Genomic DNA, 24587 nt, shown 5'->3' on the forward strand with positions numbered 1-24587 from the left:
GGTCTTTCCACCGGCCACAGGTTCCAGGCCAGGAGAGGCCGACAGCGATCCAGCAGCGGTCGGTGAGGCATTGGCGTTGACGCTCAGGCCGTCAACGCGCCGTCTTCCTTCAGCGCGAACGAATCGCTGCGCGCGAGCGGCCACCACTTCTCGTACATCGCGAAACGATGGTTGCCGTTGAGCAGGTCGTTCGGCTGCAGATAGCAGAGCAGCTCCGACATCAGCTTCACCTCATGCGACGACACGCGCCGCACGATGTGGTGCGCGCGCAAGTCGGTCGGATGCCGGAGGCCCGCCGCCTGGACGATTTCCTGCAGCGCGTGCAGCGTGTTGTGATGGAAGTTGAACACGCGGTCGGCCTTGTCCGGCACGACGACCGCGCGCTGGCGCACGGGGTCCTGCGTCGCGACGCCGGTCGGGCAGCGGCCGGTGTGGCAGGTCTGCGCCTGGATGCAGCCGACCGCGAACATGAAGCCGCGCGCCGCGTTGACCCAGTCGGCGCCGATCGCGAGCGTGCGCGCGATGTCGAACGCGGTGATCATCTTGCCGCTCGCGCCGATGCGGATCTTGTCGCGCAAGCCGATGCCGACGAGCGTGTTGTGCACGAGCAGCAGCCCCTCCTGCAGCGGCACGCCGACGTGGTCGGTGAACTCCAGCGGCGCCGCGCCCGTGCCGCCCTCCGCGCCGTCGACGACGATGAAGTCCGGCACGATCCCGGTCTCCAGCATCGCCTTGGCGATGCCGAAGAACTCCCACGGATGCCCGATGCAGAGCTTGAAGCCGGTCGGCTTGCCGCCCGACAGCGTGCGCAGGCGGTCGACGAATTCGAGCAGCCCGCGCGGCGTCGAGAACTCCGAGTGCGAGGCGGGCGAGATGCAGTCGCGGCCCATCGGCACGCCGCGCGTCTCGGCGATTTCAGGGGTGATCTTGGCGGCCGGCAGCACCCCGCCGTGGCCGGGCTTCGCACCTTGCGAGAGCTTCACCTCGATCATCTTCACTTGCGGCTCGCGCGCCTGCTTGGCGAACTTGTCGGCGTTGAACGTGCCGTTGTCGTTGCGGCAGCCGAAGTAGCCCGATGCGACCTCCCAGATGATGTCGCCGCCATGCTCGCGGTGATATTTCGACATCGAGCCTTCGCCGGTGTCGTGCGCGAAGTTGCCCTTCTTCGCGCCGAGATTGAGCGAGCGGATCGCGTTCGCCGACAGCGAGCCGAAGCTCATCGCCGAGATGTTGAAGATCGACATCGAATACGGCTGCGCCCGATCGGCGCCGACCGTGATGCGGAAGTCGTGGCCGTCGAGCTTGGTCGGCGCGATCGAATGGCTGATCCATTCGTGCGCGACCGCCTTCACGTCGAGCTCGGTGCCGTAGGGGCGGCTGTCGACCTCGTTCTTCGAGCGCTGGTAGACGATGCTGCGCTGGGCGCGCGAGAACGGCTTCTCGTCGGTGTCGTCCTCGACGAAGTACTGACGGATCTCCGGCCGGATGAACTCGAACATGAAGCGCAGGTGGCCCCAGATCGGGTAGTTGCGCAGGATGCTGTGGCGTTCCTGGTTCAGGTCGAAGAGGCCAAGCGCGACGAGGGCAAGCGGGATCGCGATCCACAGCCACGAGATCGAGTGCGCCGCGGCCAGGACGGCGCAGGCCGCGAAGAGCAGCACGGCGCACCACATCGCGAGATAGCGTCGAGAAAACATGAGGGCTCCAAGGCGGTAACGGATCGCCGCGACAGGGCCGTCTTGTGTCGGTCGGGGGCGCGGGCGGCCTCGGTCGCGGGTGGGACAACACGCCGGTGCGGCCAACGGCCGCCGTCACCGGGGTTGCGCAAGTCTACCCGTAATGCGGTCAGCACGCGCTGGGCCGCCCCGAGCGTGCTGACAGCCCCCTCGGGGGGCAGCGAACGAAGTGAGCGTGGGGGCGCGCTATTTGTCAGCGTGCTTCGAGAAGCGCAGCCGAGGGACGGTTCGCGGCCGGCTGTGCCGTGCTGGCGTGCTCGATGATGCCGCCGCCCAGGCACACGTCGCCGTCGTAGAGGACCGCGGATTGGCCCGGCGTGACCGCCCATTGCTTCGCATCGAACGTCAGCTCGAAATGGGCGTCGCCGGATGCGCTGAACGCCTCGGCCGCGCCTAAGCCGGCCGCACCTAAGCCGGCCGCGCCTAAGCCGGCCGCGCCGAACGTGCAGCCAGCGTCGGCTTGCCGGTAGCGGGTCTTCGCGCCGCACCGCATGCCCGGCTCGGGCGCCGCGCCCGCGACCCAGCTCGTGTTGCCCGCGATCAGCGTCTCGGACAGCAGCCACGGATGGTCGTGCCCCTGCACGACATAGAGCGTATTCGACGGGATGTCCTTGCCCGCGACGAACCACGGCTCGCCGCTGCCCGTCTTGCTGCCGCCGAGCCCGATGCCTTTGCGCTGGCCGAACGTGTAGAACGCGAGCCCGATATGCTCGCCGACGGTCTTGCCGTCGGGCGTCTTCATCGGTCCCGGCTGGGTCGGCAGGTAGCGGTTCAGGAAGTCGCGGAACGGGCGCTCGCCGATGAAGCAGATCCCTGTCGAATCCTTCTTCTTCGCGTTCGGCAGGCCGATCTGCGCGGCGATCTCGCGGACTTTCGTCTTCGGGATTTCGCCGAGCGGGAAGAGCGTCTTCGACAGTTGCGCCTGGTTCAGGCGGTGCAGGAAGTAGGACTGATCCTTGGTGTGGTCGAGCGCCTTCAAGAGCTCGAAGCGGCCGTCGATCTCGCGTACGCGAGCATAGTGGCCAGTCGCGATCGTCTCGCCGCCGAGCGACATCGCGTGATCGAGAAACGCCTTGAACTTGATCTCGGCGTTGCAGAGCACGTCCGGGTTCGGCGTGCGGCCGGCCGAGTACTCGCGCAGGAACTCCGCGAACACGCGGTCCTTGTATTCGGCGGCGAAGTTGACCGCTTCGACGTCGATGCCGATCAGGTCGGCGACCGAGACGACGTCGATCCAGTCCTGCCGTGTCGAGCAGTACTCGCTGTCGTCGTCGTCCTCCCAGTTCTTCATGAAGAGGCCGACGACTTCATAGCCTTGTTCCTTGAGCAGCCAGGCGGTCACCGACGAATCGACGCCCCCCGACATGCCCACTACTACACGTTGCTTGCTCATAAGTTCACTGAATTAAAACGGCCCCCGCGCTCACTGCGTTCGCTGCCCCCCGAGGGGGGCGTCAGCGCGCTTGGGGCGGCCCGGCGCGCACTGACGATGTCTTGGGCCCGACCGAATGCGCGTGCACGAAGTCGAGCGGGACCCGCCGCCCGGCGAGGTAATCGTCGACGCAGCGCATCACGAGCGGCGTGCGGTGCCGCTCGGGGCACGCGCGCAGTTCGTCGGCGGTGAGCCACAGCGTGCGGACGATGTCCGGATCGAGCGCGCGCTCGGCAAACGCCGCGCCGCTCGTTCCGCAGAAGGTGAAGCGCAGGTAGGTGGCGCCGTCGCTGTCGGGCCGGCCGAAATGCGCCATGTAGACGCCGACCAGCGCTTCGGGCGCGAACGGATGCGCCGTTTCCTCGAGCGTTTCCCTGACGACCGCGTCCAGCAGCGTTTCGCCGGCCTCGAGATGGCCGGCCGGCTGGTTGAGGCGCAGGCCGTCGGCGGTATGCTCCTCGACCACGAGAAAGCGCCCGTCGCGTTCGACGATGGCGGCCACCGTCACATGCGGGGCCCAGGTTTCCGGTTTCATAGACGCGCATTTTACCGGTTGCCCGCCCGGGCTGCCGGACGGGCTCGGACGCGCGCCGCGGATTTTCCGGGGGCAAACCGGATTTCGGCTCCCGGCGCGGTTTCGGTTAAAGTGACGCGGTATCCGTTGTACCCAGCGCCGGCGCGCGCCGGCCCATCTTCGCTTGACAACAAGAAGGCAGAGGAGGAACCAACGATGCACATCGGAGTGCCAGCCGAGGCGCGTGCGAACGAAACGCGCGTTGCCGCGACGCCCGAGACGGTCAAGAAGTACGTCGCCCAGGGACATCGCGTCACGGTCCAGCAGGGCGCAGGCGTCGCCGCGAGCTTCACCGACGAAGCGTTCGCCGCGGCGGGCGCGGAGCTCGTCGATGCGGCGGCCGCGTTCAGCGCCGACCTCGTTCTCAAAGTCCAATCCCCAACCGAAGCCGAACTGCCGCTGATGAAGCGCGGCGCCGTGCTCGTCGGCGTGCTCGATCCGTTCAACGCCGAGAACACCGCGCAGCTCGCCGCCGCCGGGGTTACCGCGTTTGCGCTCGAAGCCGCGCCGCGCACGACGCGCGCCCAGAGCCTCGACGTGCTGAGCTCGCAGGCCAATATCGCGGGCTACAAGGCGGTGCTGGTCGCCGCCGAGCGCTATCCGCGCTTCCTGCCGATGCTGATGACCGCCGCCGGCACCGTGAAGGCGGCGCGCGTGCTGGTGCTGGGCGCGGGTGTCGCGGGCCTGCAGGCGATCGCAACCGCCAAGCGCCTGGGCGCCGTGATCGAGGCCTCCGACGTGCGGCCTGCCGTGAAGGAGCAGATCGAGTCGCTCGGCGCGAAGTTCATCGACGTGCCTTATGAAACGCAGGAGGAGCGCGAGGCCGCGGAAGGCGTCGGCGGCTACGCGCGGCCGATGCCGCCGAGCTGGCTCGCGCGCCAGTCCGTCGCGGTTCACGAGCGCGCCAAGCAGGCCGACATCGTCATTTCCACCGCCCTGATCCCGGGCCGGGCCGCGCCGACGCTGATCTCCGTCGAGACCGTGCGGGCCATGAGGCCGGGCTCGGTGATCGTCGATCTCGCGGCCGGGCGCGGCGCCGAGTTCGAGGGCCGGCGCGGCGGCAACTGCCCGCTGACCGAGGCCGATCAAGTCGTGACGCGGCATGGCGTGACGATCGTCGGCTTCACGAACCTCGCGGCGATGGTCGCGGCCGACGCGTCGTCGCTCTACGCGCGCAACCTGCTCGACTTCCTGAAGCTGATCGTCACGAAGGAAGGCACGCTCAACATCGATCTCGCGGACGACATCGTCGCGGCCACGCTCCTGGCCCGCGACGGGGAAGTCACGCGCAAGGCTTGAAGGGGACGGCGATGGAAGTCATCAATCACACGGTCATCAACATCATCATCTTCGTGCTGGCGGTGTACGTCGGCTATCACGTCGTCTGGAACGTGACGCCCGCGCTCCATACGCCGCTGATGGCGGTCACCAACGCGATCTCGGCGATCGTGATCGTCGGCGCGATGCTCGCGGCGGGTTTGACGGTCGGTCCGGGCAAGTTCTTCGGCACGGTCGCCGTGGCGCTCGCGGCGGTCAACGTGTTCGGCGGGTTCCTCGTCACGAGGCGAATGCTCGAGATGTTCAAGAAGAAGGAGCCCAAGAAGATCGCGGGTCCTGGTGGTTCGAAGGAGGGCGCGTAAATGAGCATGAACGTCGTTACGCTGCTGTACCTCGTGGCCTCGGTGTGCTTCATCCAGGCGCTCAAGGGGCTGTCGAATCCGAAGAGCGCGCGCGCCGGCAACCTGTTCGGCATGGTGGGGATGGCGATCGCGATCGGCACGACCGTCACGCTGATCATGAAGCAGGCGTTTGCGCTCGGCTCGAACCTGGGTCTCGGGCTGGGCTTGGTGTTTGCGGCGCTGGTGGTGGGCGGCGCGGTGGGCGCGTATATCGCGGCGCGTGTCGAGATGACGAAGATGCCGGAGCTCGTCGCGGCGATGCACTCGCTGATCGGTCTCGCGGCCGTCTGCATCGCGTACGGGGTGGTCTCGGAGCCGGCCGCGTTCGGGCTCGTCGACCCGGACAATCCGGTGCCGGGCTTCCTGCCGTACGGCAACCGCATCGAGCTCTTCATCGGCACCTTCGTCGGCGCGATCACGTTCAGCGGCTCGGTGATCGCCTTCGGCAAGCTCTCGGGCAAGTACAAGTTCCGCTTGTTCCAGGGCGCGCCCGTGGTCTACCCGGGACAGCATCTGATCAACCTGATGCTCGCGCTCGGCATGGTCGGCTTCGGCGTCATCTTCTTTCTGACGCAGTCGTGGCTGCCGTTCATCATCATGACGCTGATCGCGTTCGCGCTCGGTGTGCTGATCATCATCCCGATCGGCGGGGCGGACATGCCCGTGGTGGTGTCGATGCTCAATTCGTACTCGGGGTGGGCGGCGGCGGGCATCGGCTTCTCGTTGAACAACGCGATGCTGATCATCGCCGGGTCGCTGGTGGGCTCGTCGGGCGCGATCCTGTCGTACATCATGTGCAAGGCAATGAACCGCTCGTTCTTCAACGTGCTGCTGGGCGGTTTCGGCGCCGAGCCCGGCACCGCGGCGGCGGCCGGCCAGGCCGAGCAGCGGCCGGTGAAGTCGGGCTCGGCCGAGGATGCGTCGTTCATGCTCGGCAACGCGGAGACGGTGGTGATCGTGCCGGGCTACGGTCTGGCGGTGGCGCGCGCGCAGCATGCGCTGAAGGAGTTGACCGACAAGCTTGTCGAGAAGGGCATCGATGTGAAGTACGCGATCCACCCGGTCGCGGGACGGATGCCGGGTCACATGAACGTGCTGCTGGCGGAAGCCGAAGTGCCGTACGAGATCGTCCACGAGATGGAGGACATCAACGGCGAGTTCGGCCAGGTCGACGTGGTGCTCGTGCTCGGGGCGAACGACGTGGTGAACCCGGCCGCGAAGAACGACCCGAAGTCGCCGATCGCGGGCATGCCGATCATCGAGGCGTACAAGGCGCGCACGGTGATCGTCAACAAGCGGTCGATGGCGGCGGGGTATGCCGGGCTCGACAACGATCTCTTCTACATGGACAAGACCATGATGGTCTTCGGCGATGCGAAGAAGGTGATCGAGGATATGGTGAAGTCGGTGGATTGACGTCTGCGCGGGCGCATGGCGGCGCGTCAATTCACAGGGGCGTGGACGCGCCGCAGATAATCCGCGAGCCGTCTTCCCTCCATGTCGGGAAACGCCTCGTGCGTCCCGACGCCCGTCATGCGCGCGATGTCGAAATTACGGAAGTCCGAGCGCAGTTCGCACCACGCGCCGATGGTCCAGCGCCCGCCCCAATAGACGAGACCGAGCGGCCAGACGCGCCGCTCGGTCTCCTGTCCGAGGCGATCGCGATACGCGAAGCTTACGACGTGATGCGTATCGACAGCCCGGTGCAGCGTATCCACTTTTTCCGAAAAATCCCGGCCGATGTGAAACGACGGCGCGAAGACCGCGATGCGTTCGAGCGTCGCGCGCTTGTCGGCGGGCATCGCCGAGGCAATCTTGGCGAGCGCGCTGCGGGCGCCGCCCGCGAGCCCCGCGCCGCCCCAGGTCTCGATCATGCGAGCGCCGGCGGCGAGCGCGGCGAGCTCGTCGGCGGTGAAGGTGAGCGGCGGCAGGCTTGCGGAGCGGCTCAGCCGGTAGCCGATGCCCGCTTCGCCTTCGATCGGCACGCCGGAGAGCTGCAAGTCGCGCACGTCGCGATAGACCGTGCGCAGCGATACCGACAGCCATTCCGCCAACTGCTGCGCGGTCGTGAGACGCCGGCCGCGCAGCAGCTCGGCGATCTGGAACAGGCGGTCGGCGCGGCGGGTCATGGCAGGTGCGAAGAATGACGGGGGCCGGACAGCGGCGATGCCGCGATGATAGCGCCGCGCGTGCTATCCGGCCGGACCGTCCGCTCAGGCGAGCTTCGGTGAATGAAGGCCGATGCGGTTGCCTTCGCTATCGGTGAAGAACGCGATGTAGCCGATGCTGTTGGGCAACTCGATGGCCGGGCCGTGCTTCTTGCCGCCGGCGCGCTCGACGCGCGCGAGCGCATCGGATACCGACGGTGACGCATCGAGGTACACGAGCACGCCGCCGGCGGCCGGCTTCGCCTGCTGCGGGTCGAAGACGATCGCGCCGCCGGTCGCGCCTTCGTCGTGCGCGAACACCGCGATCGGCACGCCGCCGAAGATTTCGCGCTTGAGCGGCATATCGAGTGCCGTTTCGTAGAAGCGGACGGCGCGCTCGAAGTCGAGCGCGGGAATTTCGAACCAGGACAGCACGCGGGTGGATGCGAGGGTGGCAGCAGTCATGACAGTCTCCAGGAACGGTGGCGGTAAGCCGGACAAAGCGCCCGATGGCGCGTAACTGAAGTCTGCAGCCAGCCTGCTGACAACGTTCTGTCAGCAGGCTGGCATCAGAGGAAGCTGTCTGGAGGTGCTGCCGTTACGCAGCCGGCGTATCGCCTGCCGGACGCTGCTTGACGCTCCCCGTCACGAGGTCGAAGCGGAACAGGCGGCACTCGAGCGCGCCGTTGAAAAGCGGCGTCTTCGCCGATTCGCGCAGGCGCAGCTGGCCCGGCAGCTTGCGATCGGAGGTGAGGAAGAACGCGCGCCAGCCGGAGAAGCGCTGTTTGAGCGCGTCGCCGAGCGACTGGAAAAACTCGCTGTCGGGCGTATCGGCATGGGCGCGGCGGAAGCCTTCGTCGTTCTCGCCGCGGCGTGTCTCACGGATCTCGCCGCGCGGGCCGCGGCCGCGCACTTCGATACGCTCGCCATACGGCGGATTGGCGACGAGCACGCCCGGCGCCGCGCTGGGCGGCGTCATCGCGCGCGCGTCGACCTGCTTGATCTGGATCCGCGGCAAGCCCGCGCGCTCGAAATTGGCGCGCGCCTTCTCGAGCATGTCGCCGGAAATATCGCTGCCGAAGATCGCCAGGTCCGCGCGCGAGGCCAGCGCCTTGCGCTTCGCATCCATTGCCTCGACTTTCAGCGCCTGCCAGGCCGTGATGTCGTATTGCTTGAGCTTTTCGAAGCCGAAGCGGCGATCGACGCCCGGCGCGATATTCAGCGCTGCCTGCGCCGCTTCGGCAAGGAACGTGCCGCTGCCGCACATCGGATCGTAGAGCGGCGTGTCGGCCGTCCAGCCCGTCAAGCGCAGGATGCCCGCGGCGAGGTTTTCGCGCAGGGGAGCGGCGCCCTTGTCGAGCCGCCAGCCGCGCTTGAAGAGCGGCTCGCCCGAGGTGTCGAGGTAGAGCGTGCAATCGGTCGCCGTCAGGAACGCGAAGATGCGCACGTCGGGCTGCGCGGTGTCGACGCTCGGGCGCGCGCCGCTCACTTCGCGCAGGCGGTCGCAGACGGCGTCCTTCACGCGCAGCGTCGCGAACTCGAGGCTCTTCAGCGGCGACTTGATCGCGGTGAGGTCGATGCGGATGGTCTCGTTCGCCGAGAACCACTGCTCCCAGCGCTGCTCGAGAGCGAGCGCGTAGACGTCCTGTTCGTTGCGATACGGGCGGTGCGCGATTTTCAGGAGCACGCGGCTCGCGATCCGCGAATGCAGGTTCGCCGCCATCCCGGCCTTCCAGTTGCCGCGAAAATGCACGCCGCCGGGCACCTGGGCGCCCGCTTCGAACTGGGCCGCGCCGGTGTGGCGCGCACCGATTTCCGCGAGCTCGGCGGCGAGTGCGGCTTCGAGTCCGCGCGGGCAGGGGAGGAAGAAGTCGAAGAGAGCTGGGGAGGACATGAGGCGGCGCCGGTCAATGCAAAGTACGCCATTGTACGCGGCGCCGCTGGCCTCAATCCGTCTTGAGCCCGCCGACCGATTCGCCCGCGGCCTTCACCGGCCACACGAGCTGCAGCGGATTGCGGAGCACCGCATTGCGCACCGCGCCGATCAGCGAGCGCACAGCGGTCGGCCGCAGGCTGCGCGAGCGCACGGCCATGTAGAACGCGAGCGCGAAGCTGACCGCGACGTTCAGGATCGCCATGCTGCCTGCGCCCGCTACGGCCCACCAGAATTCGCCCGTGCGCAGGATGCCCGTGCCGAGCACGCCGGCCGCGATGGCGATCGAGCCCGAGGAGAGCGTCACGTGGCGCACTTCGAAGCTGAATGCGAAGGCGGTCAGGATCGACGGCACGAGGCCGAGCATCAACCCGAGCCCCACGTTGCCCACCACGCCCGAGATGTTCGAGCGGCAGAACTTCGCGAGCTTCGCGGCGCCGGCCGCGCCGAGCGTCATCCGCAAGCGGCGGTTGTAGGCGAGCGCATCGCCGACGCGATGGAGCACGAACCAGTTGTCCGCCCATCCCGCCACGAGGCTCGACGACCACAGCAGCACGCCCGTCAGCGCCGCGTAGAACGGCGTCGGCCCCAGCAGCGAGAACGATTGCAGCGTGTGGTGCGCTTTCTCCGGCGAGATCAGGTCGGTGTGCAGCACCGTGTGGAACAGGATCTGGATCAGCAGGCAGAACGGCACCACGAGCATGACGTTGCCGAAGATCGCCGCCGACTGCGTGCGGATCAGTGCGATCACCGACGAGACGAACGCCTCGAGGCCTTGCGGCGTGCCCGCGCCGTCGAGCTCGCGCGCGATGGTGGGGGCCGTCATCGCCGGCTGCTTGGTCGCCAGCGTGAAATGCAGGAAGTGCATCAGCGTGAAGCTCGCCGCGTAGTTGATGCCGGCGAACAGGCCTTCGATCATCGATTGCAGATGCACGCCCGTGATCCAGAACTTGACGCAGACCGTCACGACCGTCACGAGGCCGCCGCCCGCGGCCATGCGCAGCATCGTCAGGTATTCGCGGCGGTCGCGCGCGATGTAGTGCTCGCCGACGTCAGCGCTCGTCTCGACCATCTTGCGCGCGAGCAACGCGAAGTTGCTGCGGAAAAGGTGCGCCACGCTCTGGCTCGCCTGGTTGGCGTTGACGAGCTCGGCGGCGAGGCGCGCGCCTTCGTGCAGGTTGTCGTCGGCCATCCAGGCGTCGAGCAGGTGCTCGGCGCGCAGGATGCGCATGCGCATCCGCTCGACCTGGAACACGATGTCGACGCTCACGCCGTTGCGATACAGATGCGCGAACACGCGGTCGACCGCCGCGCGGCACTCGTCGAGCAGCACGCGCAGGTAGTTCACCTCGTGCAGCAGCTGCAGCTCTTCTTCGCGGCCTTCGTCGACGGCGGCGTTGGCGGCCTCCACCGCGAGCATCGCGCGCGTGAGCCGGTAGAACGGCTGCTTGTCGAGCGGCATGCGCGAGTCTTCGTCGTCGAGACGGCTGCGCACCGTCTGCGAGAGCCCTGTCGAGCTGATCTGGCAGATCAGGCTGTGCAGCGCGGTCAGCAGGTCGCCCGACAGCGCCACCGGCTTGTGCTTGCCGCTGCCCGCGACGTCGAACTCGAGCAGCGCGCGCAGCTGCGCCAGCACGTCGAGCGGCAGCGACTCGATCCATCCGGCGTCGGTTTCCTCGGGGAACATCAGCGTGACGAGCGCGCTCAGGTTGCGCTGGTTCGGCGCGGGCGGAATCAGCGACGCCTGCAGGCGCTCGAAGATCGCCCCGAAAAACCCCGACTGGACCGGCATGCCCGCGTCGCACAGCAGCGAAATGCTGTCGCTTTCGTGCAGCGTTGCCTGCAGGATGCCTGCGACGTTCGCTTTCCACTCCGGATTGCGATCGAGCACGCGAAACAGGTAGCGCAACCGCGTGTGCTCCGATTTGGGGCGCGTTTCGTCGCGCGGCGCGGCGTTCGGGTCGCCGCTGTCGCTCGCGACGGGCTGTACGGTGCCTTTGCGGCGAATCCAGTGCGCGAGCTCGATGAGCCATTCACTGCGTTCGGCATAGGGCGCGTCCGCATTGGCGATTGCCAGCAGCGCATCGAGCTGATGGCCGGCGTTGCGTGAGGCTCGCCATTTCCTGACGAGCGTGGTGAGAGATCGAAACATAAGCTGGCTCTTGGAGATCGCGGCGGCAAAGAGGCCAGACGATCTCATTTCAATGGTTAGGAAAACGAAGACCTGAAAGCGCTCGGAAAGCTGCACAGGTTGGCTTGTTGCTCGATGGGCGCCGGCTTGGCGGCGCCCATCGGTCGTCTCAGCCTGCGGCCGATGTGGTGTTGCTGGCCGCGGGCGCCGGGCTCGCGCTGGGACATGGCACGGGCGCCGGCAGCGTGGCCGCTGTCTCCGACGCGGCGCCGCGTACCGGGCCGCTCGCGGCGAGGGCGCGCACGCCCGCCGCGATCTGCGCAGACATCCGATCGACGGCGCGCCGGTGTCCTTCGACGAGCGCATCGAAGTCCGGTCCGACCGGTTCGGCGGCGAGCGTGCGGCACGTCAGCACCGCACGCGAGCCAACCGCGCGCACGCTCCAGACCGCTTCGAGCACGGCCTGCGAGCCGGGCCACGATTCGAAGCGCTGCACGTTGACGCTGATCCGGTACACCGGCACGCCGGCGGGATAGGGCGAGCCGAACACGTCGATGGTGTCGAGCCGCTGCGCGAGATCGCCCGACAGTGCGCGGCGGATCTCGTCGCCCGGCAGCGACGACCAGCGCTCTTGCTCGAGCACGTCGACGCGCGAGGCGCCCGCCTGCACGACCATCTGGTTGCGCGCGACCTGCGAAGGCACATCGACGGGCGGCACCTCGATCAACAGGGCGGCGGGGTTGGCTGAACCCGCCGCACCCGCCGCGCCGGCCGGCGCCGCTGCCGCAACGGCTCCGGATACGGCTGCAGGCGCACTGCCCGCGCCAAGCGTATAGAAACGGCTCGGAGGCGACGAGCACGCCGCGAGCGCTGCCAGCGCCGCCGCGCATGCCGCGGCTCGCAGCGCGGTTTTTGCCGCCGGTTTGCCCTTCGGCCGCGGTGTCCGGCCGGTGTCTCGCGCGGCGGAGGTGAGCCGGTCGACGATCATGGTTTATCTCCTGGTTTGCCGCGCAACAGCGATTCGGGGTGACGCTCCAGATAATCCGACAGCGCATTGAGCGACTGCAGCGTGCGCGTGAGCTCGGTCAGCGCCTGGTGGACGTCCGACTGCAGCGGCGAATCCTGCTGCAGCGTCGCCTCGGCGGTGCCGAACGTCTGCTTGGCGGCGGCGAGCGTATCACGCGCCTGCGGTCCGATTTGCGCGACTTGCGTGTCGAGCTGCTTGAAGAGGTTGTCGGCGTTCTTCAGCGTGCTGTTCAGGTTCGCGCCGATTTGATCGAACGGCACCTGGTCGAGCTTCTTCGCGATGTCCGCCACCTGCAGCTGCAGCTCGTCGAGCGTGTTCGGCACGGTCGGCAGCTCGAGCGGCGTGCGGTTCACGTCGATCGTCACGGGCTGCGCTTTCGGGAACATGTCGAGCGCGACGTAGAGCTGGCTCGTCAGCAGGTTGCCGGTGCGCAGCTGCCCGCGCAGGCCGTGCGCGACGAGCTCCTTGAGCAGCTCCTTGCCAGCCACCGTGCCGCCGCTCTCCACCGATTCGCGGAAACGCTTGCCGAGGCGGTCGGGGTAGAGGTTCATCGTCACCGGCATGGTGAAGTTGCGCGCTTTCGGATCGTAGTCGATGCCGATGTTGGTCACTTCGCCGAGCACGATGCCGCGGAAATCGACCGTCGCGCCCGGCGAGAGGCCGCGCAGTGACTGGTTGAACTTCATCACGACGGTGAGCGCCGGGCCGTCGGGCTCGCGCATCGCCGAGGACTCGTCGGCCGACAGCCGGAACACGCTGTTGCCGGGCGCCGGCTCGCCGACCGGCTGCCCCAGCGGCGACTGGAACGCGAGCCCGCCGACGATGACCGTCGCGAGCGACTGCGTATTGAGCTTGAGCCCGCTCGAATCGAGGCGCAGGTCGACGCCGCTCGCATGCCACCAGCGCGAGTTGGCGCCGACGTACTGATCGTACGGCGCGTTGATGAAGACGCCGATGGTCACGCCGGTGCCGTCCTTGTCGAGCGAGAAGCCCACCACCTGGCCGACCTGCACGCGCCGGTAGAACACGGGCGAGCCGATGTCGATCGAGCCGAGCGATTCGCCGCGCAGCGTGTATTGATGGCCCTTCTGGTCGCCCGTCACGGGGGGCGGGGTCTCGAGTCCGGCGAAGTCGGTGCGGCCTTCGGCCGACTTGCCCGCGTCGACGCCGATGTACGCGCCCGAGAGCAGCGTGTTGAGGCCCGACACGCCGCTCGTGCCGATGCGCGGACGCACGACCCAGAAGCGCGTGTCCTTGACCGCGAAGTCGGACGCTTCCTTCGTGAGCTGCACGTCGACGAGCACGCGCGAATGGTCTCTCGACAGCGTGATGGTCCGCACCGAGCCGATATCGACGTCCTTGTACTTGACCTTGGTCTTGCCCCCCGGCTCGAGGCCCTCGGCGCTCGAGAAGCTGATCGTGATGGTCGGCCCGCGGTCGACCACCGACTTGACGACGAGCGCGACGCCGATCAGCGCCGCGATCAGCGGGATCAGCCAGACGAGCGACGGCAGCCAGCCGCTCCTCGGCACGTTGATCGGCTCAGGAAGATCGGGCGGCAGGCCCGAGCCGCCGCCCGGGTTGCCTCCCGATGCGCCGGATTCAGGCCCGGCATGAGGGTCGCGATTCGGTCCTTGCGGACTATTCATGGTGTTGTCCTGAGTGTTCGACGTTGTCCCAGATGAGCCGCGGGTCGAATTGCATCGAGGCGGTCATCGTCAGCACGACGACCGAAGCGAACGCGAGCGCCCCCCAGCCGGCCGTGATGACGGCGAGCGAATTGAAGCGCACGAGCGCGACCGTGAGCGTGATCACGAACACGTCGAGCATCGACCAGCGGCCGATCCGCTCGACGATCCGGTAGAGCTTCGTGCGTTGCAGCGGGCGCCAGGGCGAGCGCCGCTGGGTGGTGATCGCGAGCAGCGACAGGGTGGCGAGCTTGAGCATCGGCACGAGGATGCTCGCGATGAAGATGACGATCGCGAGCGGCCAGTCGCCCGAGGTCCAGAAATAGACGACGCCGCTCATGATCGTGTCGTCCTGGCTGCCGACCAGCGACGACGTGTGCATCACCGGCAGCAGGTTCGCCGGGATATAGAGCAGCGCCGCCGCGATCAGGAGCGCCCAGGTGCGCGGGATGCTGTCGAGGTTGCGCTGATGGAGCGGCGCGCCGCAGCGCGAGCAATGTTGCGCCGGCAGGCGCCGGTGCGGCATGGCGCCGGCGGGGCGGGGCGCCCGCTCGTCGACGTTGCCGCAGGAATGGCATGCGATCAGGCCCGCCTGGGCCGCGGTGATGTAGGTCATCGTCGGGGTCAGCCGAGGCCGGGAGCGCTGCGCGCTTTGCGATGGGGGAGGCCGTCGGCGATGTCCCACAGCGTGCGCGGGTCGAACATCACGACGACCGCGAACATCAGCGTGAGCGCGCCGAACGCGAACAGCGCGGCCTCGGGAATGACGCGCGCGAGGCTGACCATCTTCACGACCGTGATCAGGATGCCGAGCATGAACACTTCGATCATGCCCCAGGGCCGCACGAACTGGATGGCCCGCAGGACCCGGTTGAAGCCCGGCGGCACCAAGCCCGCGCGCACCGGCACCAGCACGTAGAGCAGTGCGAGCAGCTCGGTCAGCGGGAACAGGATCGTCGAGCAGAACACGAACGCCGCGACGATCTCCATGTCCTGGTTCCATAGCGCGACGAGCGCGCCGATCAGCGTGGTCTGGGAGGTGATGCCGTTGATTTCGAGCTCGACGATCGGAAACGCCTGCGCGATCAGGAACGTGATCAGCGCGCCGAGCGTGACCGCGCAGATGCGTTCGAGGTGAATCGAGCTGCTGCGAAAAAGGGTTGCCCCGCAGCGCGGACAGCGCGCACTCGACTTCGCGCTTAGTAGCGGTTTTCGCAACAGTGCGTCGCATTCATGACAGGCAATCAGGTCGGTTCGATTCATAGGCGCTCATGTTTGCTTGATGGGCCGCGCGGCTTTCGGGCCGCCTTCGGCACACCGGCCATGTGGCTGGAACCCGCGCCCATGTTACCAAATGGTGCTCCGCACGAACGTTCAGGCGTGCAGGGCGAAAGCGCTTTTAGGACGATTCCGACGGGCGCCGGTTTCGGAAGCCGGCAGGCTTTCCGGTTTATCCAGGCGGCTGATTGTCCCGTTCGCTTAAGTCGGAATTTTCTGCTTGAGTTAGGATGGCGCCCGTAGAACGTATCACGGGCGGGCGGAACAAATGCACTGGCCGTTTCGTTTACCGCTCAACCTCTGGTGTCCGTCCATGGAACAACCTTCCTTCGCCGAATCCGACTCCTATTCCGGTACGGCCATCGCGCTGCACTGGCTGATCGCGCTCTTGATCGTCTGCGGCTTTGCGCTCGGCTGGGTGATGACCGATATCCCGGGCTTCACGCCCACCAAGCTCAAGTACTTCTCGTGGCACAAGTGGATTGGCGTGACCGTGTTTGCGCTCGCCGTGGTGCGCATCATCTGGCGCGCGACCCACGCCGTGCCGCCGATGCCCCGCCGCATGCCCCACTGGCAGAAACTCGCGGCCAACCTCGTTCACGTGCTGCTTTACGCGCTGATGATCGCGATTCCCGTGTCCGGCTATCTGTACAGCTCGGCGGCCAACGTGCCGGTCGTTTATCTCGGCATCGTGCCGTTGCCGCGCCTCATCGCGCCAAATCCGGAGCTCAAGGTCATCCTGAAGGCCGTGCACGTGGTGCTCAACTACAGTCTGCTCGGACTCCTCGCTCTGCACGTGGCGGGTGCCGTCAAGCACCAATGGCTCGACCGCGACGGTCTGCTGTCCCGGATGATCCCTTTCCTCAAATAAGGATAAACATGAAAGCCTCGTTTTCCCGCTACATGCTGGCCGCGTTCGCCGCAGCCTCGTTCGTGGCCTCCGGCAGCGCGCTGGCCCAGGTCGATATGGCCAAGAGCACGGTCACGGCGGTCTCCAAGCAGATGAACGTGCCGGTCGAAGGGACCTTCAAGAAGTTCTCGGCGCAGGTGAGCTTCGATCCGGCCAAGCCGGCGGCGGGCAGTGCGCAGATCACCGTGGACGTCGGCAGCTACGATCTCGGCGACCCGAGCTACAACGAGCAGGTGGCCGGCAAGGAATGGTTCGACGCGAAGACGTATCCGACGGCGACCTTCGTGTCGAGCGCGATCGCCCCGTCGGGCGGCAACCAGTTCAAGGTGACGGGCAAGCTGACGATCAAGGGCAAGTCGCAGACGATCACGGTGCCGGTCACGGTCGCGCAGCAGGGCGCGACGCAGACGTTCGACGGCACGCTGCCGATCAAGCGCCTGCAATTCGATATCGGCACCGGGGAGTGGAAGGATACGTCGACGGTGGCCGACGACGTGTCGATCAAGTTTCACCTCGTTGTCGCAAAACGCTGAATCCCTTTTGGAATCTTGGAATCGCCGCCTGCGAGGGCAGGCGGCATGCTTTAGGAGACTGACTTGAAGAAGAACCTGTTGATTGCTGTTGGCGTGCTGGCTTCGTCGGTGTCGTTCGGCGCGTTTGCCGCCGACACTTACCAGCTCGATCCGAACCATACCTACCCGAGCTTCGAAGCCGACCACCTGGGCGGCGTATCGACCTGGCGCGGCAAGTTCACGAAGTCGAGCGGCACCGTGACGCTCGATCGCGCGGCGAAGACCGGCACCGTCGAGGTGACGGTCGACCCGGCTTCGATCCAGACCGGCAACGGCAAGCTCGATGAGCACTTGAGGACCGATGCGTTCTTCGACGTAGCGAAGTTCTCGGACGTGACCTACAAGGGCACGCAGATCAAGTTCGACGGCGACAAGCCTTCGGAAGTGGTCGGCACGCTGACGATGCACGGCGTGACCAAGCCGCTGAACCTGAAGATCGAGTCGTTCAAGTGCATCATGCACCCGATGCTCAAGAAAGAAGACTGCGGCGTCGAAGCGAGCGCCGAGTTCAACCGTGCCGACTGGGGCATGGACTTCGGCAAGAATTACGGCTTCAGCTTGGTGACCAAGCTGCATATCCAGGCAGAAGGCATCAAGCAGTAAGCCGAAGGGATTGCACTTCCCTGCGGCTTTCGGGCCGCAAAACCGGTGAGAAACCGCTTCGTTCGCTTGGCGACGAAGCGGTTTTTTGTGCGCTGTACGATCGGCGCGGAGTCATCCTTCCAGGAGACTTGCATGAGTGAAACGTTGTCGACGGCTGCCGAGGAGGCACGCGGTCATGCTTGGCGCACCGTCGGTGGCGTTCGTGTTTCTCGTTGCGCATCCGACGTTCGGCACGCCGATTGCCGTGCAGATCGTGCTGGGCCTCTCGATGACCGGGTATTTCGGTGCGCTGCCAGGCTTGCTCTCGGAGATCTTCCCGGTGCAGACGCGCACGACCGGGATGTCGCTCGCCTATAACATCGCCGAGCTTCTACATGATCTTCGCCGCGCTGGTGAGCCTGGGGGCGCTGGTTGCGGCGCGTCGCGTGCTCGGATTCAAATAGCGCCTTCGATCTTCCAAAAGCAAAATGGCCGGTTCAGTCAGAACCGGCCATTTCTTTTGGTGCGTTCAGCGTTGCTGGATGATCAACCAGGCGATCAAACCTGCGCGCCCGCGTTGGGATCGTTCGGATCGTGCTGGGTCTTCTTTTCCTTGAGCAGATCCTCGCGCTTCACGCCGAGCCACATCGCCAGCGCCGCGGCCACGAACACCGACGAGTAGATACCGAAGCAGATGCCGACCGTCAGCGCCAGCGCGAAGTAGTGCAGCGTCGGGCCGCCGAACAGGAACATCGACAGCACCATCATCTGCGTGCAGCCGTGCGTGATGATGGTCCGCGAGATCGTGCTCGTGATCGCATGGTTGATGACTTCCATGACCGTCATCTTGCGTTCGCGGCGGAACGTCTCGCGGATCCGGTCGAAGATCACGACCGATTCGTTCACCGAGTAGCCCAGCACGGCAAGCACGGCTGCCAGTACCGACAGCGAGAACTCCCACTGGAAGAACGCGAAGAAGCCGAGAATGATCACGACGTCGTGCAGGTTCGCGATGACGCCGGCTACCGCGTACTTCCATTCGAAGCGGAACGACAGGTAGATGATGATGCCGGCCACGACGCAGGCGAGCGCCATCAGGCCGTCGGTAGCCAGCTCCTTGCCGACCTGCGGCCCGACGAACTCGACGCGCTGCAGCTGCACGTCCGCGTTCTGCGCCTTCAGCCCGGTCATCACCTGCTCGCTCTGCTGGGCGGACGTGAGGCCTGCCTTGAGCGGCAGGCGGATCAGCACGTCGCGCGAGGTGCCGAAGTTCTGCACGAGCGCGTCGGGGTAACCGAGCTTGCCGAGCGTGTCGCGCACCGGCTCGAGCTGAGCGGCTTGCGGGTATTGCACTTCGACGACCGTGCCGCCCGTGAATTCGACCGAGAGATGCAGCCCTCGATGTACCAGGAAAAACACGGCGGCAATGAACGTCAGAAACGAGATCGCGTTGAAAATCAACGCCCGTTTCATGAACGGGATGTCTTTATGGATGCGGAAAAATTCCATGTGCTTCTCCGGGGCTCAGCGGGACGAATCCGGCTTCTTGGGCGAAACGTTGGGTTGGCCCGGTTGCGAGCGGCGGCGCAGGGCCGGCTTGCCGGCGCGCGCGGGGGCTGCCTTCGGCGCGCTGGCGGCGGCGACGGCGCGGCCGGTATCGGTGGCCGCGTCCTCAGCGCCCAGGTAGGCGCCGCTTTCGACCGTGGCCGGCTTCCACACCTGGCCGATCGCGAGCGACTTCAGCTTCTTCTTGCCGCCGTACCAGAGGTTCACGAGACCGCGCGAGAAGAACACCGCGGAGAACATCGACGTGAGAATGCCGATGCAGTGCACGATCGCGAAGCCGCGCACCGGACCGGAGCCGAACGCGAGCAGCGCGAGACCGGCGATCAGCGTCGTCACGTTCGAGTCGAGAATCGTCGCCCAGGCGTGCGCGTAGCCATTCTGGATCGCGAGCTGCGGCGCCGCGCCGTTGCGCAGCTCTTCACGCACGCGCTCGTTGATCAGCACGTTTGCGTCGATCGCCATGCCGAGCGCGAGTGCGATAGCGGCGATGCCCGGCAGCGTCAGCGTGGCCTGCATCAGCGAGAGGATCGCGATCAGGAGCAGCAGGTTCACCGACAGCCCGATCATCGACACCAGCCCGAACAGCATGTAGTACGCGATCATGAAGACGGCGATCGCGGCAAAGCCGTAGACGACCGAATCGAAGCCCTTGTGGATGTTGTCGGCGCCCAGGCTCGGGCCGATCGTGCGCTCTTCGATGATGTCCATCGGCGCGGCGAGCGAGCCGGCGCGCAGCAGCAGCGCGAGGTCGGCGGCGGACTGCGGGGTCGGCTGGCCGGTGATCTGGAAGCGGTCGCCGAGCTCCGACTGGATCGTCGCGACTGTCAGCACCTGGCCCTTACCCTTCTCGAACAGCACCATCGCCATCGGCTTGCCGATGTTGTCGCGCGACACGCTGCGCACCGCGCGGCCGCCGGCCGAGTTGAGGCGAATGTTGACCGACGGACGGTTGTGCTCGTCGAAGCCGGCCGACGCGTCGATGATGCTGTCGCCCGTGAAGATCACTTGCTTGCGCAGCAGAACCGTGAGGCCGTTGGCTTCCTTGAACGCTTCGTCGCCCGCCGGCACCGGGTCGGTCGGGTTCTGGAGATAGGTGTTGACCGGGTCGGCGAGGCGCGCTTCGAGCGTCGCCGTGCGGCCGATGATGTCCTTCGCCTTGGCGGTATCTTGCACGCCGGGCAGCTCGACCACGATGCGATCGGCGCCTTGCTGCTGGATCACCGGCTCCGACACGCCGAGCTCGTTGACCCGGTTGTGCAGCGTGGTGATGTTCTGCTTGACCGCGGCGTCCTGGACGGCCTTCTGCTCGGCCGGCGTGAACGTGCCGGTCACCTGGAAGCCGCCGCCCGGCGCGGGCTGGGTCACCCACTGGAGCTCGCCGATGCTCGACGAGAGCTGCTGGCGCGCGGTGTTGGCGACGTCCTGGTCGGCGAAATTGACGACCACCGATTGCCCGGCGCGGTTCACGCCGCCGTCGCGGATGTTCTTGTCGCGCAGGAAGGTGCGCGCATCCGACGCATCGGAGTCGAGGCGCTTGTTGAGCGCGCCGGCCATATCGACTTGCATCAGGAAGTGGACGCCGCCGCGCAGGTCGAGGCCGAGGTACATCGGCAGCGCGTGCAGCGCGGTCAGCCAGTGCGGCGACGCGCTTTGCAGGTTCAGTGCGACGATGAACTGCGGATCGCTCGGATCGGGGTTCAGCGCCTTTTGCAGCATGTCCTTCACGCGCAGCTGCGTGTCGGTGTCCTTCAGGCGCACGCGGATGTTCGCGTTGGTCTGGGCGTTGTCGAAGGTGATGTCGTCAGGCTTGACGCTGCCGGCGGCGAGCGCCGATTCGACCGCGCTGAGCGTCGACGCATCGAGCCGGACCGTCGCCTTGCCGCTCAGCACCTGCACCGCCGGCGCTTCGCCGTAGAAATTGGGCAATGTGTAGAGAAGGCCGATGGCGAGCGCCACGGCCATCACGACATATTTCCAGAGGGGGTAACGATTCATGGGATAGGCCGAACGGGAAAGTTGGCTTGGGGGCGTTGCGTCCGGCGATGTGCGCGGGTGGAGAACTCAACCCGGCGAGGCCGCGCCGGACGCAAGAGGAGTGGCCTTACAGCGACTTGATCGTGCCTTTCGGGAGAATCGTCGTGACCGAAGCCTTCTGCACGGTGATTTCCGTGCCCTCGGCGATCTCGACGCCGACATACGCTTCGCCGACCTTCGTCACCTTGCCGACGATGCCGCCGTTGGTCACGACTTCGTCGCCCTTCGCCATTGCCGCGAGCATGTTGCGATGTTCCTTCTGACGCTTCATTTGCGGGCGGATCATGATGAAGTACAGCACCGCGAACATCAGGATCAGGGGCAAGAAGCTCATCAAGCTCGATTCGGCGCCGCCGCCTGCTGCGCCCTGCGCGAACGCATTGGAAATGAACGACACGTTGGTCTCTCCGTTATGACGATCAAAAAAGTTAGCCGGGTATTCTACCACTGCCGGTACCGGCCCCGGCTCGCGACGGTAGGGTAAATCGGCTTTGGGATCAAGCTTTTAACGCATGCCTGAAGGTTGTTCAGGGGCCCTCGTGCGCGCGTCGCCCGCTGCCGTGCAGCGTAGCGAAGGTGAATTGTAAGGTTTAATCCGATGCCGGTGCTCTGGCGATGGTCTCGTCCTTTCAATCGGGCGGCGAAATGGAGATAGCGACCATATCTCACAAGGACTTAAGCCATGGTGTTGAGTCCGCGCTCGATTCGATCGCGACCCGGTCTGTTGCGACCCGGTCGATCGCGACCCGGTCTAATCGACGCCTGTCGCGCGGTCCTCGGCGAAGCGCTTCCGGAACGCGTCGAACGTATGGGTCTCGATCGCCGTGCGCATTTCGCCCATCAACTCCAAGTAATAGTGCAGGTTGTGGATGGTGTTCAACTGCGCGCCGAGAATTTCGCCGACGCGATGCAGATGATGCAGATAGCCGCGCGAGAAGTTGCGGCACGTGTAGCAGCCGCAGGTCTCGTCGAGCGGGCGCAGCGAGTTCTTGTGCGTGGCGTTGCGGATCTTGATGTCGCCGAAGCGCGTGAAGAGCCAGCCGTTGCGCGCATTGCGGGTCGGCATCACGCAGTCGAACATGTCGATGCCGGCGGCGACGCCCGCCACCAGGTCCTCCGGCGTGCCGACGCCCATCAGGTAGTGCGGCTTGCCGGCGGGCAGCTTCGGGCCGATGTGGTTGAGGATGCGCATCATGTCCTCCTTCGGCTCGCCCACCGACAGGCCGCCCACCGCGAGCCCGTGAAAGCCGATCTCGGAGAGCCCCGCCAGCGATTCGTCGCGCAAGTCCTCGAACATGCCGCCCTGGACGATCCCGAACAGCGCGTTCGGGTTGCCGAGCCGGTCGAATTCGGTAATCGAGCGCTTCGCCCAGCGCATCGACATGCGCATCGAGGCGGCCGCCTCGTCGCGCGTGGTCGGCACGCCGTTCACGGCATACGGCGTGCATTCGTCGAATTGCATGACGATGTCGGAGTTCAGCACCTTCTGGATCTGCATCGAGACCTCCGGCGACAGGAACAGCTTGTCGCCGTTGATCGGCGAGGCGAACGTGACGCCGTCCTCGGTGATCTTGCGCAGGTCGCCGAGCGAGAAGACCTGGAAGCCGCCCGAATCGGTGAGGATCGGCCGCTTCCAGCCCATGAAGCCGTGCAGGCCACCGTGCGCGGCGATCGTGTCGAGGCCGGGGCGCAGCCACAGGTGGAAGGTGTTGCCGAGGATGATCTGCGCGCGGATCTCCTCGAGCTCGCGCGGCTGGATCGCCTTCACCGTGCCGTAGGTGCCGACCGGCATGAAGATCGGCGTCTCGATGACGCCGTGGTTCAGCGTGAGGCGGCCGCGGCGGGCTTGGCCGTCGGTCGTCAGAAGGTCGAATTTGAGGCCGTTGGCGGGCGCTTCGTGGGTTTGAGGCGTGCTGGCGCGGGTATGACCTTCGGTCATGCTTAAGCTCCTGTGCCACCGGGAAAACAGCCCGGCGCAGACAATGAAAGCCGCCGGGACATGGCCCGGCGGCCGTTGAAACAGCCGGAAATGGCTAAGCGCGGATGTTACGCGCGATCCTCGCGCCGCGTGAGCAGCATCGCATCGCCATAGCTGAAGAAGCGATAGCGCTCCTCGATCGCATGCTGGTACGCGCCGCGGATCGTCTCCACGCCCGCGAACGCCGACACCAGCATCAGCAGCGTCGACTTCGGCAAATGGAAATTCGTCACCAGCCGGTCGACCACGCGGAAACGATAGCCCGGCGTGATGAAGATATCGGTCTCGGCGGTGGTCGCGGCGAGCTGCCGGCCGGCGGCTTCGGCGCCGCGCGCGGCGGCTTCGAGCGCGCGCATCGAGGTCGTGCCCACCGCGATCACGCGGCCGCCGCGCGCGCGCGTCGCGGCGATCTTGTCGACGAGCGTTTGCGGGAGCCGGTACCACTCGCTGTGCATCTTGTGCTCGGCGATGTTCTCCACGCGCACCGGCTGGAACGTGCCCGCGCCGACGTGCAGCGTCAGCGTCGCGCGCTCGACGCCGCGCGCGTCGAGCCGCGCGATCAGGGCGTCGTCGAAATGCAGGCCCGCGGTCGGCGCGGCCACCGCGCCGGGGTTTTGCGCGAAGACGGTCTGGTAGCGCGTCTCGTCGGTTGCGTCGGGGTCGTGCTCGATATAGGGCGGCAGCGGCAGGCGGCCGTACTGCTCGATCAACGTCAGGCAGTCATCGGGAAAGTGCAGCGTGTAGAACGGCTCGACGCGCTCGCCGACCGTCACGTCGAAGGCGCCGGCGAGCTTGATCGTGGTGCCGGCCGCCGGGCTCTTGCTCGCGCGGATCTGCGCGAGCGCAGTGCGCTCGCCCGTGAGCCGCTCGACGAGCACCTCGACCTTGCCGCCGCTGGCCTTTTGGCCGAAGAAGCGCGCCTTCAGGACCTTGGTATCGTTGAAGACGAGCAGGTCGCCCGGCGCGATGCACTCGGGCAGCTCGGCGAACTGGCGGTCGACGAGCCGCGCCGGGTCGCTCGAGTTGTCCACTTCGAGCAGGCGGCTCGCGCTGCGCTCCTTGAGGGCTGTCTGCGCGATCAGCTCGGGCGGCAGATTAAAATCGAAATCGGAAAGAGTGAACATGCTGCTGCACTGGTTTGCTGCGGGAGGCGCCACTGCGCGGCGAGGCGGCCGGACGGGCCGGCGAGCCGCTATGATGGCGTGGCGCGCGAGGCGCGCCGAACGCGGAACCGGATGTCCGGCCGGATGCTGCGCGAGCCGGCTTGCCGGTGTGATCCGCCAACCCTGTTAAAGCCGTCATTGTACTTGCCTGGAGACT

Annotated in this window: 21 protein-coding genes and 2 pseudogenes; 7 read left to right on the forward strand and 16 right to left on the reverse strand. The window is 66.5% G+C overall.

Annotation, left to right across the window (positions count from 1 at the left end; translation table 11 throughout):
* Window positions 1-83: 83 nt before the first annotated feature.
* The 3 genes from FAZ69_RS06635 to FAZ69_RS06645 form a co-directional block, all read right to left on the reverse strand.
* A complete protein-coding gene (locus FAZ69_RS06635; protein ID WP_136893153.1) occupies window positions 84-1697 on the reverse strand; it encodes an FMN-binding glutamate synthase family protein in 1614 nt (537 codons plus the stop codon).
* 232 nt (window positions 1698-1929) lie between these two features.
* On the reverse strand, window positions 1930-3129 hold the full coding sequence (gene mnmA / locus FAZ69_RS06640) for a tRNA 2-thiouridine(34) synthase MnmA (protein ID WP_136893154.1): 1200 nt from the start codon (window positions 3127-3129) through the stop codon (window positions 1930-1932).
* A 61-nt stretch (window positions 3130-3190) separates the two neighbouring features.
* Window positions 3191-3703 carry an NUDIX hydrolase gene (locus FAZ69_RS06645; protein ID WP_136893155.1) on the reverse strand — a complete coding sequence of 171 codons (513 nt, stop codon included), beginning with the start codon at window positions 3701-3703 and terminating at the stop codon, window positions 3191-3193.
* A gap of 195 nt (window positions 3704-3898) precedes the next feature.
* Here FAZ69_RS06645 and FAZ69_RS06650 point away from each other — a divergent pair, with 195 nt between their 5' ends.
* Genes FAZ69_RS06650 through FAZ69_RS06660 form a run of 3 tightly spaced genes read left to right on the forward strand, consistent with a single transcriptional unit; the run spans window position 3899 to window position 6837 of the window.
* The gene (locus FAZ69_RS06650) at window positions 3899-5041 is read left to right on the forward strand and encodes a Re/Si-specific NAD(P)(+) transhydrogenase subunit alpha (RefSeq protein WP_136893156.1); all 1143 of its coding nucleotides are present in this window, start codon (window positions 3899-3901) and stop codon (window positions 5039-5041) included.
* An 11-nt stretch (window positions 5042-5052) separates the two neighbouring features.
* Window positions 5053-5382 carry an NAD(P) transhydrogenase subunit alpha part 2 gene (locus tag FAZ69_RS06655; protein ID WP_136893157.1) on the forward strand — a complete coding sequence of 110 codons (330 nt, stop codon included), beginning with the start codon at window positions 5053-5055 and terminating at the stop codon, window positions 5380-5382.
* Window positions 5383-6837, forward strand: a complete 1455-nt coding sequence (locus FAZ69_RS06660) for an NAD(P)(+) transhydrogenase (Re/Si-specific) subunit beta (RefSeq protein WP_136893158.1) — start codon at window positions 5383-5385, stop codon at window positions 6835-6837.
* Window positions 6838-6863: 26 nt separating this feature from the next.
* On the opposite strand, the pseudogene FAZ69_RS06665 reads toward FAZ69_RS06660, so the two are convergent.
* The 8 genes and pseudogenes from FAZ69_RS06665 to FAZ69_RS06700 form a co-directional block, all read right to left on the reverse strand.
* Window positions 6864-7614: pseudogene (locus tag FAZ69_RS06665) on the reverse strand (helix-turn-helix transcriptional regulator); the annotation flags it as partial.
* Between the two features lie 20 nt (window positions 7615-7634).
* Complete coding sequence (locus tag FAZ69_RS06670) at window positions 7635-8033, reverse strand: VOC family protein (RefSeq protein WP_136893160.1); 399 nt, start codon at window positions 8031-8033, stop codon at window positions 7635-7637.
* A 133-nt stretch (window positions 8034-8166) separates the two neighbouring features.
* Window positions 8167-9462, reverse strand: coding sequence for a THUMP domain-containing class I SAM-dependent RNA methyltransferase (locus FAZ69_RS06675; RefSeq protein WP_136893161.1), 1296 nt, complete (start codon window positions 9460-9462; stop codon window positions 8167-8169).
* Between the two features lie 52 nt (window positions 9463-9514).
* A complete protein-coding gene (locus FAZ69_RS06680) occupies window positions 9515-11653 on the reverse strand; it encodes a site-specific recombinase (RefSeq protein ID WP_136893162.1) in 2139 nt (712 codons plus the stop codon).
* 148 nt (window positions 11654-11801) lie between these two features.
* On the reverse strand, window positions 11802-12620 hold the full coding sequence (locus FAZ69_RS06685; protein ID WP_136893163.1) for a PqiC family protein: 819 nt from the start codon (window positions 12618-12620) through the stop codon (window positions 11802-11804).
* Complete coding sequence (locus tag FAZ69_RS06690; RefSeq protein WP_136893164.1) at window positions 12617-14308, reverse strand: PqiB family protein; 1692 nt, start codon at window positions 14306-14308, stop codon at window positions 12617-12619. Before FAZ69_RS06690 ends, FAZ69_RS06685 begins: the two co-directional genes overlap by 4 nt.
* On the reverse strand, window positions 14301-14963 hold the full coding sequence (locus FAZ69_RS06695) for a paraquat-inducible protein A (protein WP_136893165.1): 663 nt from the start codon (window positions 14961-14963) through the stop codon (window positions 14301-14303). The genes FAZ69_RS06690 and FAZ69_RS06695 overlap by 8 nt, the downstream gene beginning before the upstream one ends.
* Before the next feature lie 8 nt (window positions 14964-14971).
* Window positions 14972-15610 (reverse strand): paraquat-inducible protein A, encoded by a 639-nt coding sequence (locus tag FAZ69_RS06700; protein WP_136893166.1) that lies wholly within the window; start codon window positions 15608-15610, stop codon window positions 14972-14974.
* A 328-nt stretch (window positions 15611-15938) separates the two neighbouring features.
* Between FAZ69_RS06700 and FAZ69_RS06705 the strand changes: the two genes are divergently transcribed.
* The 4 genes and pseudogenes from FAZ69_RS06705 to FAZ69_RS06720 all read left to right on the forward strand — a co-directional run.
* Window positions 15939-16496, forward strand: coding sequence for a cytochrome b (locus FAZ69_RS06705; RefSeq protein ID WP_136893167.1), 558 nt, complete (start codon window positions 15939-15941; stop codon window positions 16494-16496).
* Between the two features lie 8 nt (window positions 16497-16504).
* A complete protein-coding gene (locus FAZ69_RS06710) occupies window positions 16505-17068 on the forward strand; it encodes a YceI family protein (protein WP_136893168.1) in 564 nt (187 codons plus the stop codon).
* Window positions 17069-17143: 75 nt separating this feature from the next.
* A complete protein-coding gene (locus FAZ69_RS06715) occupies window positions 17144-17710 on the forward strand; it encodes a YceI family protein (RefSeq protein ID WP_169708590.1) in 567 nt (188 codons plus the stop codon).
* Window positions 17711-17906: 196 nt separating this feature from the next.
* A pseudogene (locus FAZ69_RS06720) lies at window positions 17907-18153 on the forward strand (MFS transporter); the annotation flags it as partial.
* Between the two features lie 94 nt (window positions 18154-18247).
* Here FAZ69_RS06720 and secF read toward each other — a convergent pair.
* The 5 genes from secF to queA form a co-directional block, all read right to left on the reverse strand.
* Window positions 18248-19198 carry a protein translocase subunit SecF gene (secF, locus tag FAZ69_RS06725; RefSeq protein WP_136893170.1) on the reverse strand — a complete coding sequence of 317 codons (951 nt, stop codon included), beginning with the start codon at window positions 19196-19198 and terminating at the stop codon, window positions 18248-18250.
* A gap of 15 nt (window positions 19199-19213) precedes the next feature.
* On the reverse strand, window positions 19214-21250 hold the full coding sequence (gene secD, locus FAZ69_RS06730) for a protein translocase subunit SecD (protein WP_136893171.1): 2037 nt from the start codon (window positions 21248-21250) through the stop codon (window positions 19214-19216).
* A gap of 106 nt (window positions 21251-21356) precedes the next feature.
* Window positions 21357-21686 carry a preprotein translocase subunit YajC gene (gene yajC / locus FAZ69_RS06735; protein ID WP_136893172.1) on the reverse strand — a complete coding sequence of 110 codons (330 nt, stop codon included), beginning with the start codon at window positions 21684-21686 and terminating at the stop codon, window positions 21357-21359.
* A 354-nt stretch (window positions 21687-22040) separates the two neighbouring features.
* The gene (tgt, locus tag FAZ69_RS06740) at window positions 22041-23228 is read right to left on the reverse strand and encodes a tRNA guanosine(34) transglycosylase Tgt (RefSeq protein ID WP_136893173.1); all 1188 of its coding nucleotides are present in this window, start codon (window positions 23226-23228) and stop codon (window positions 22041-22043) included.
* A gap of 107 nt (window positions 23229-23335) precedes the next feature.
* On the reverse strand, window positions 23336-24391 hold the full coding sequence (gene queA, locus FAZ69_RS06745; protein WP_136893174.1) for a tRNA preQ1(34) S-adenosylmethionine ribosyltransferase-isomerase QueA: 1056 nt from the start codon (window positions 24389-24391) through the stop codon (window positions 23336-23338).
* Window positions 24392-24587 lie beyond the last annotated feature (196 nt).

It is taken from the genome of Trinickia terrae (genome assembly GCF_005144415.1).
GTDB lineage: Bacteria > Pseudomonadota > Gammaproteobacteria > Burkholderiales > Burkholderiaceae > Trinickia_A > Trinickia_A terrae.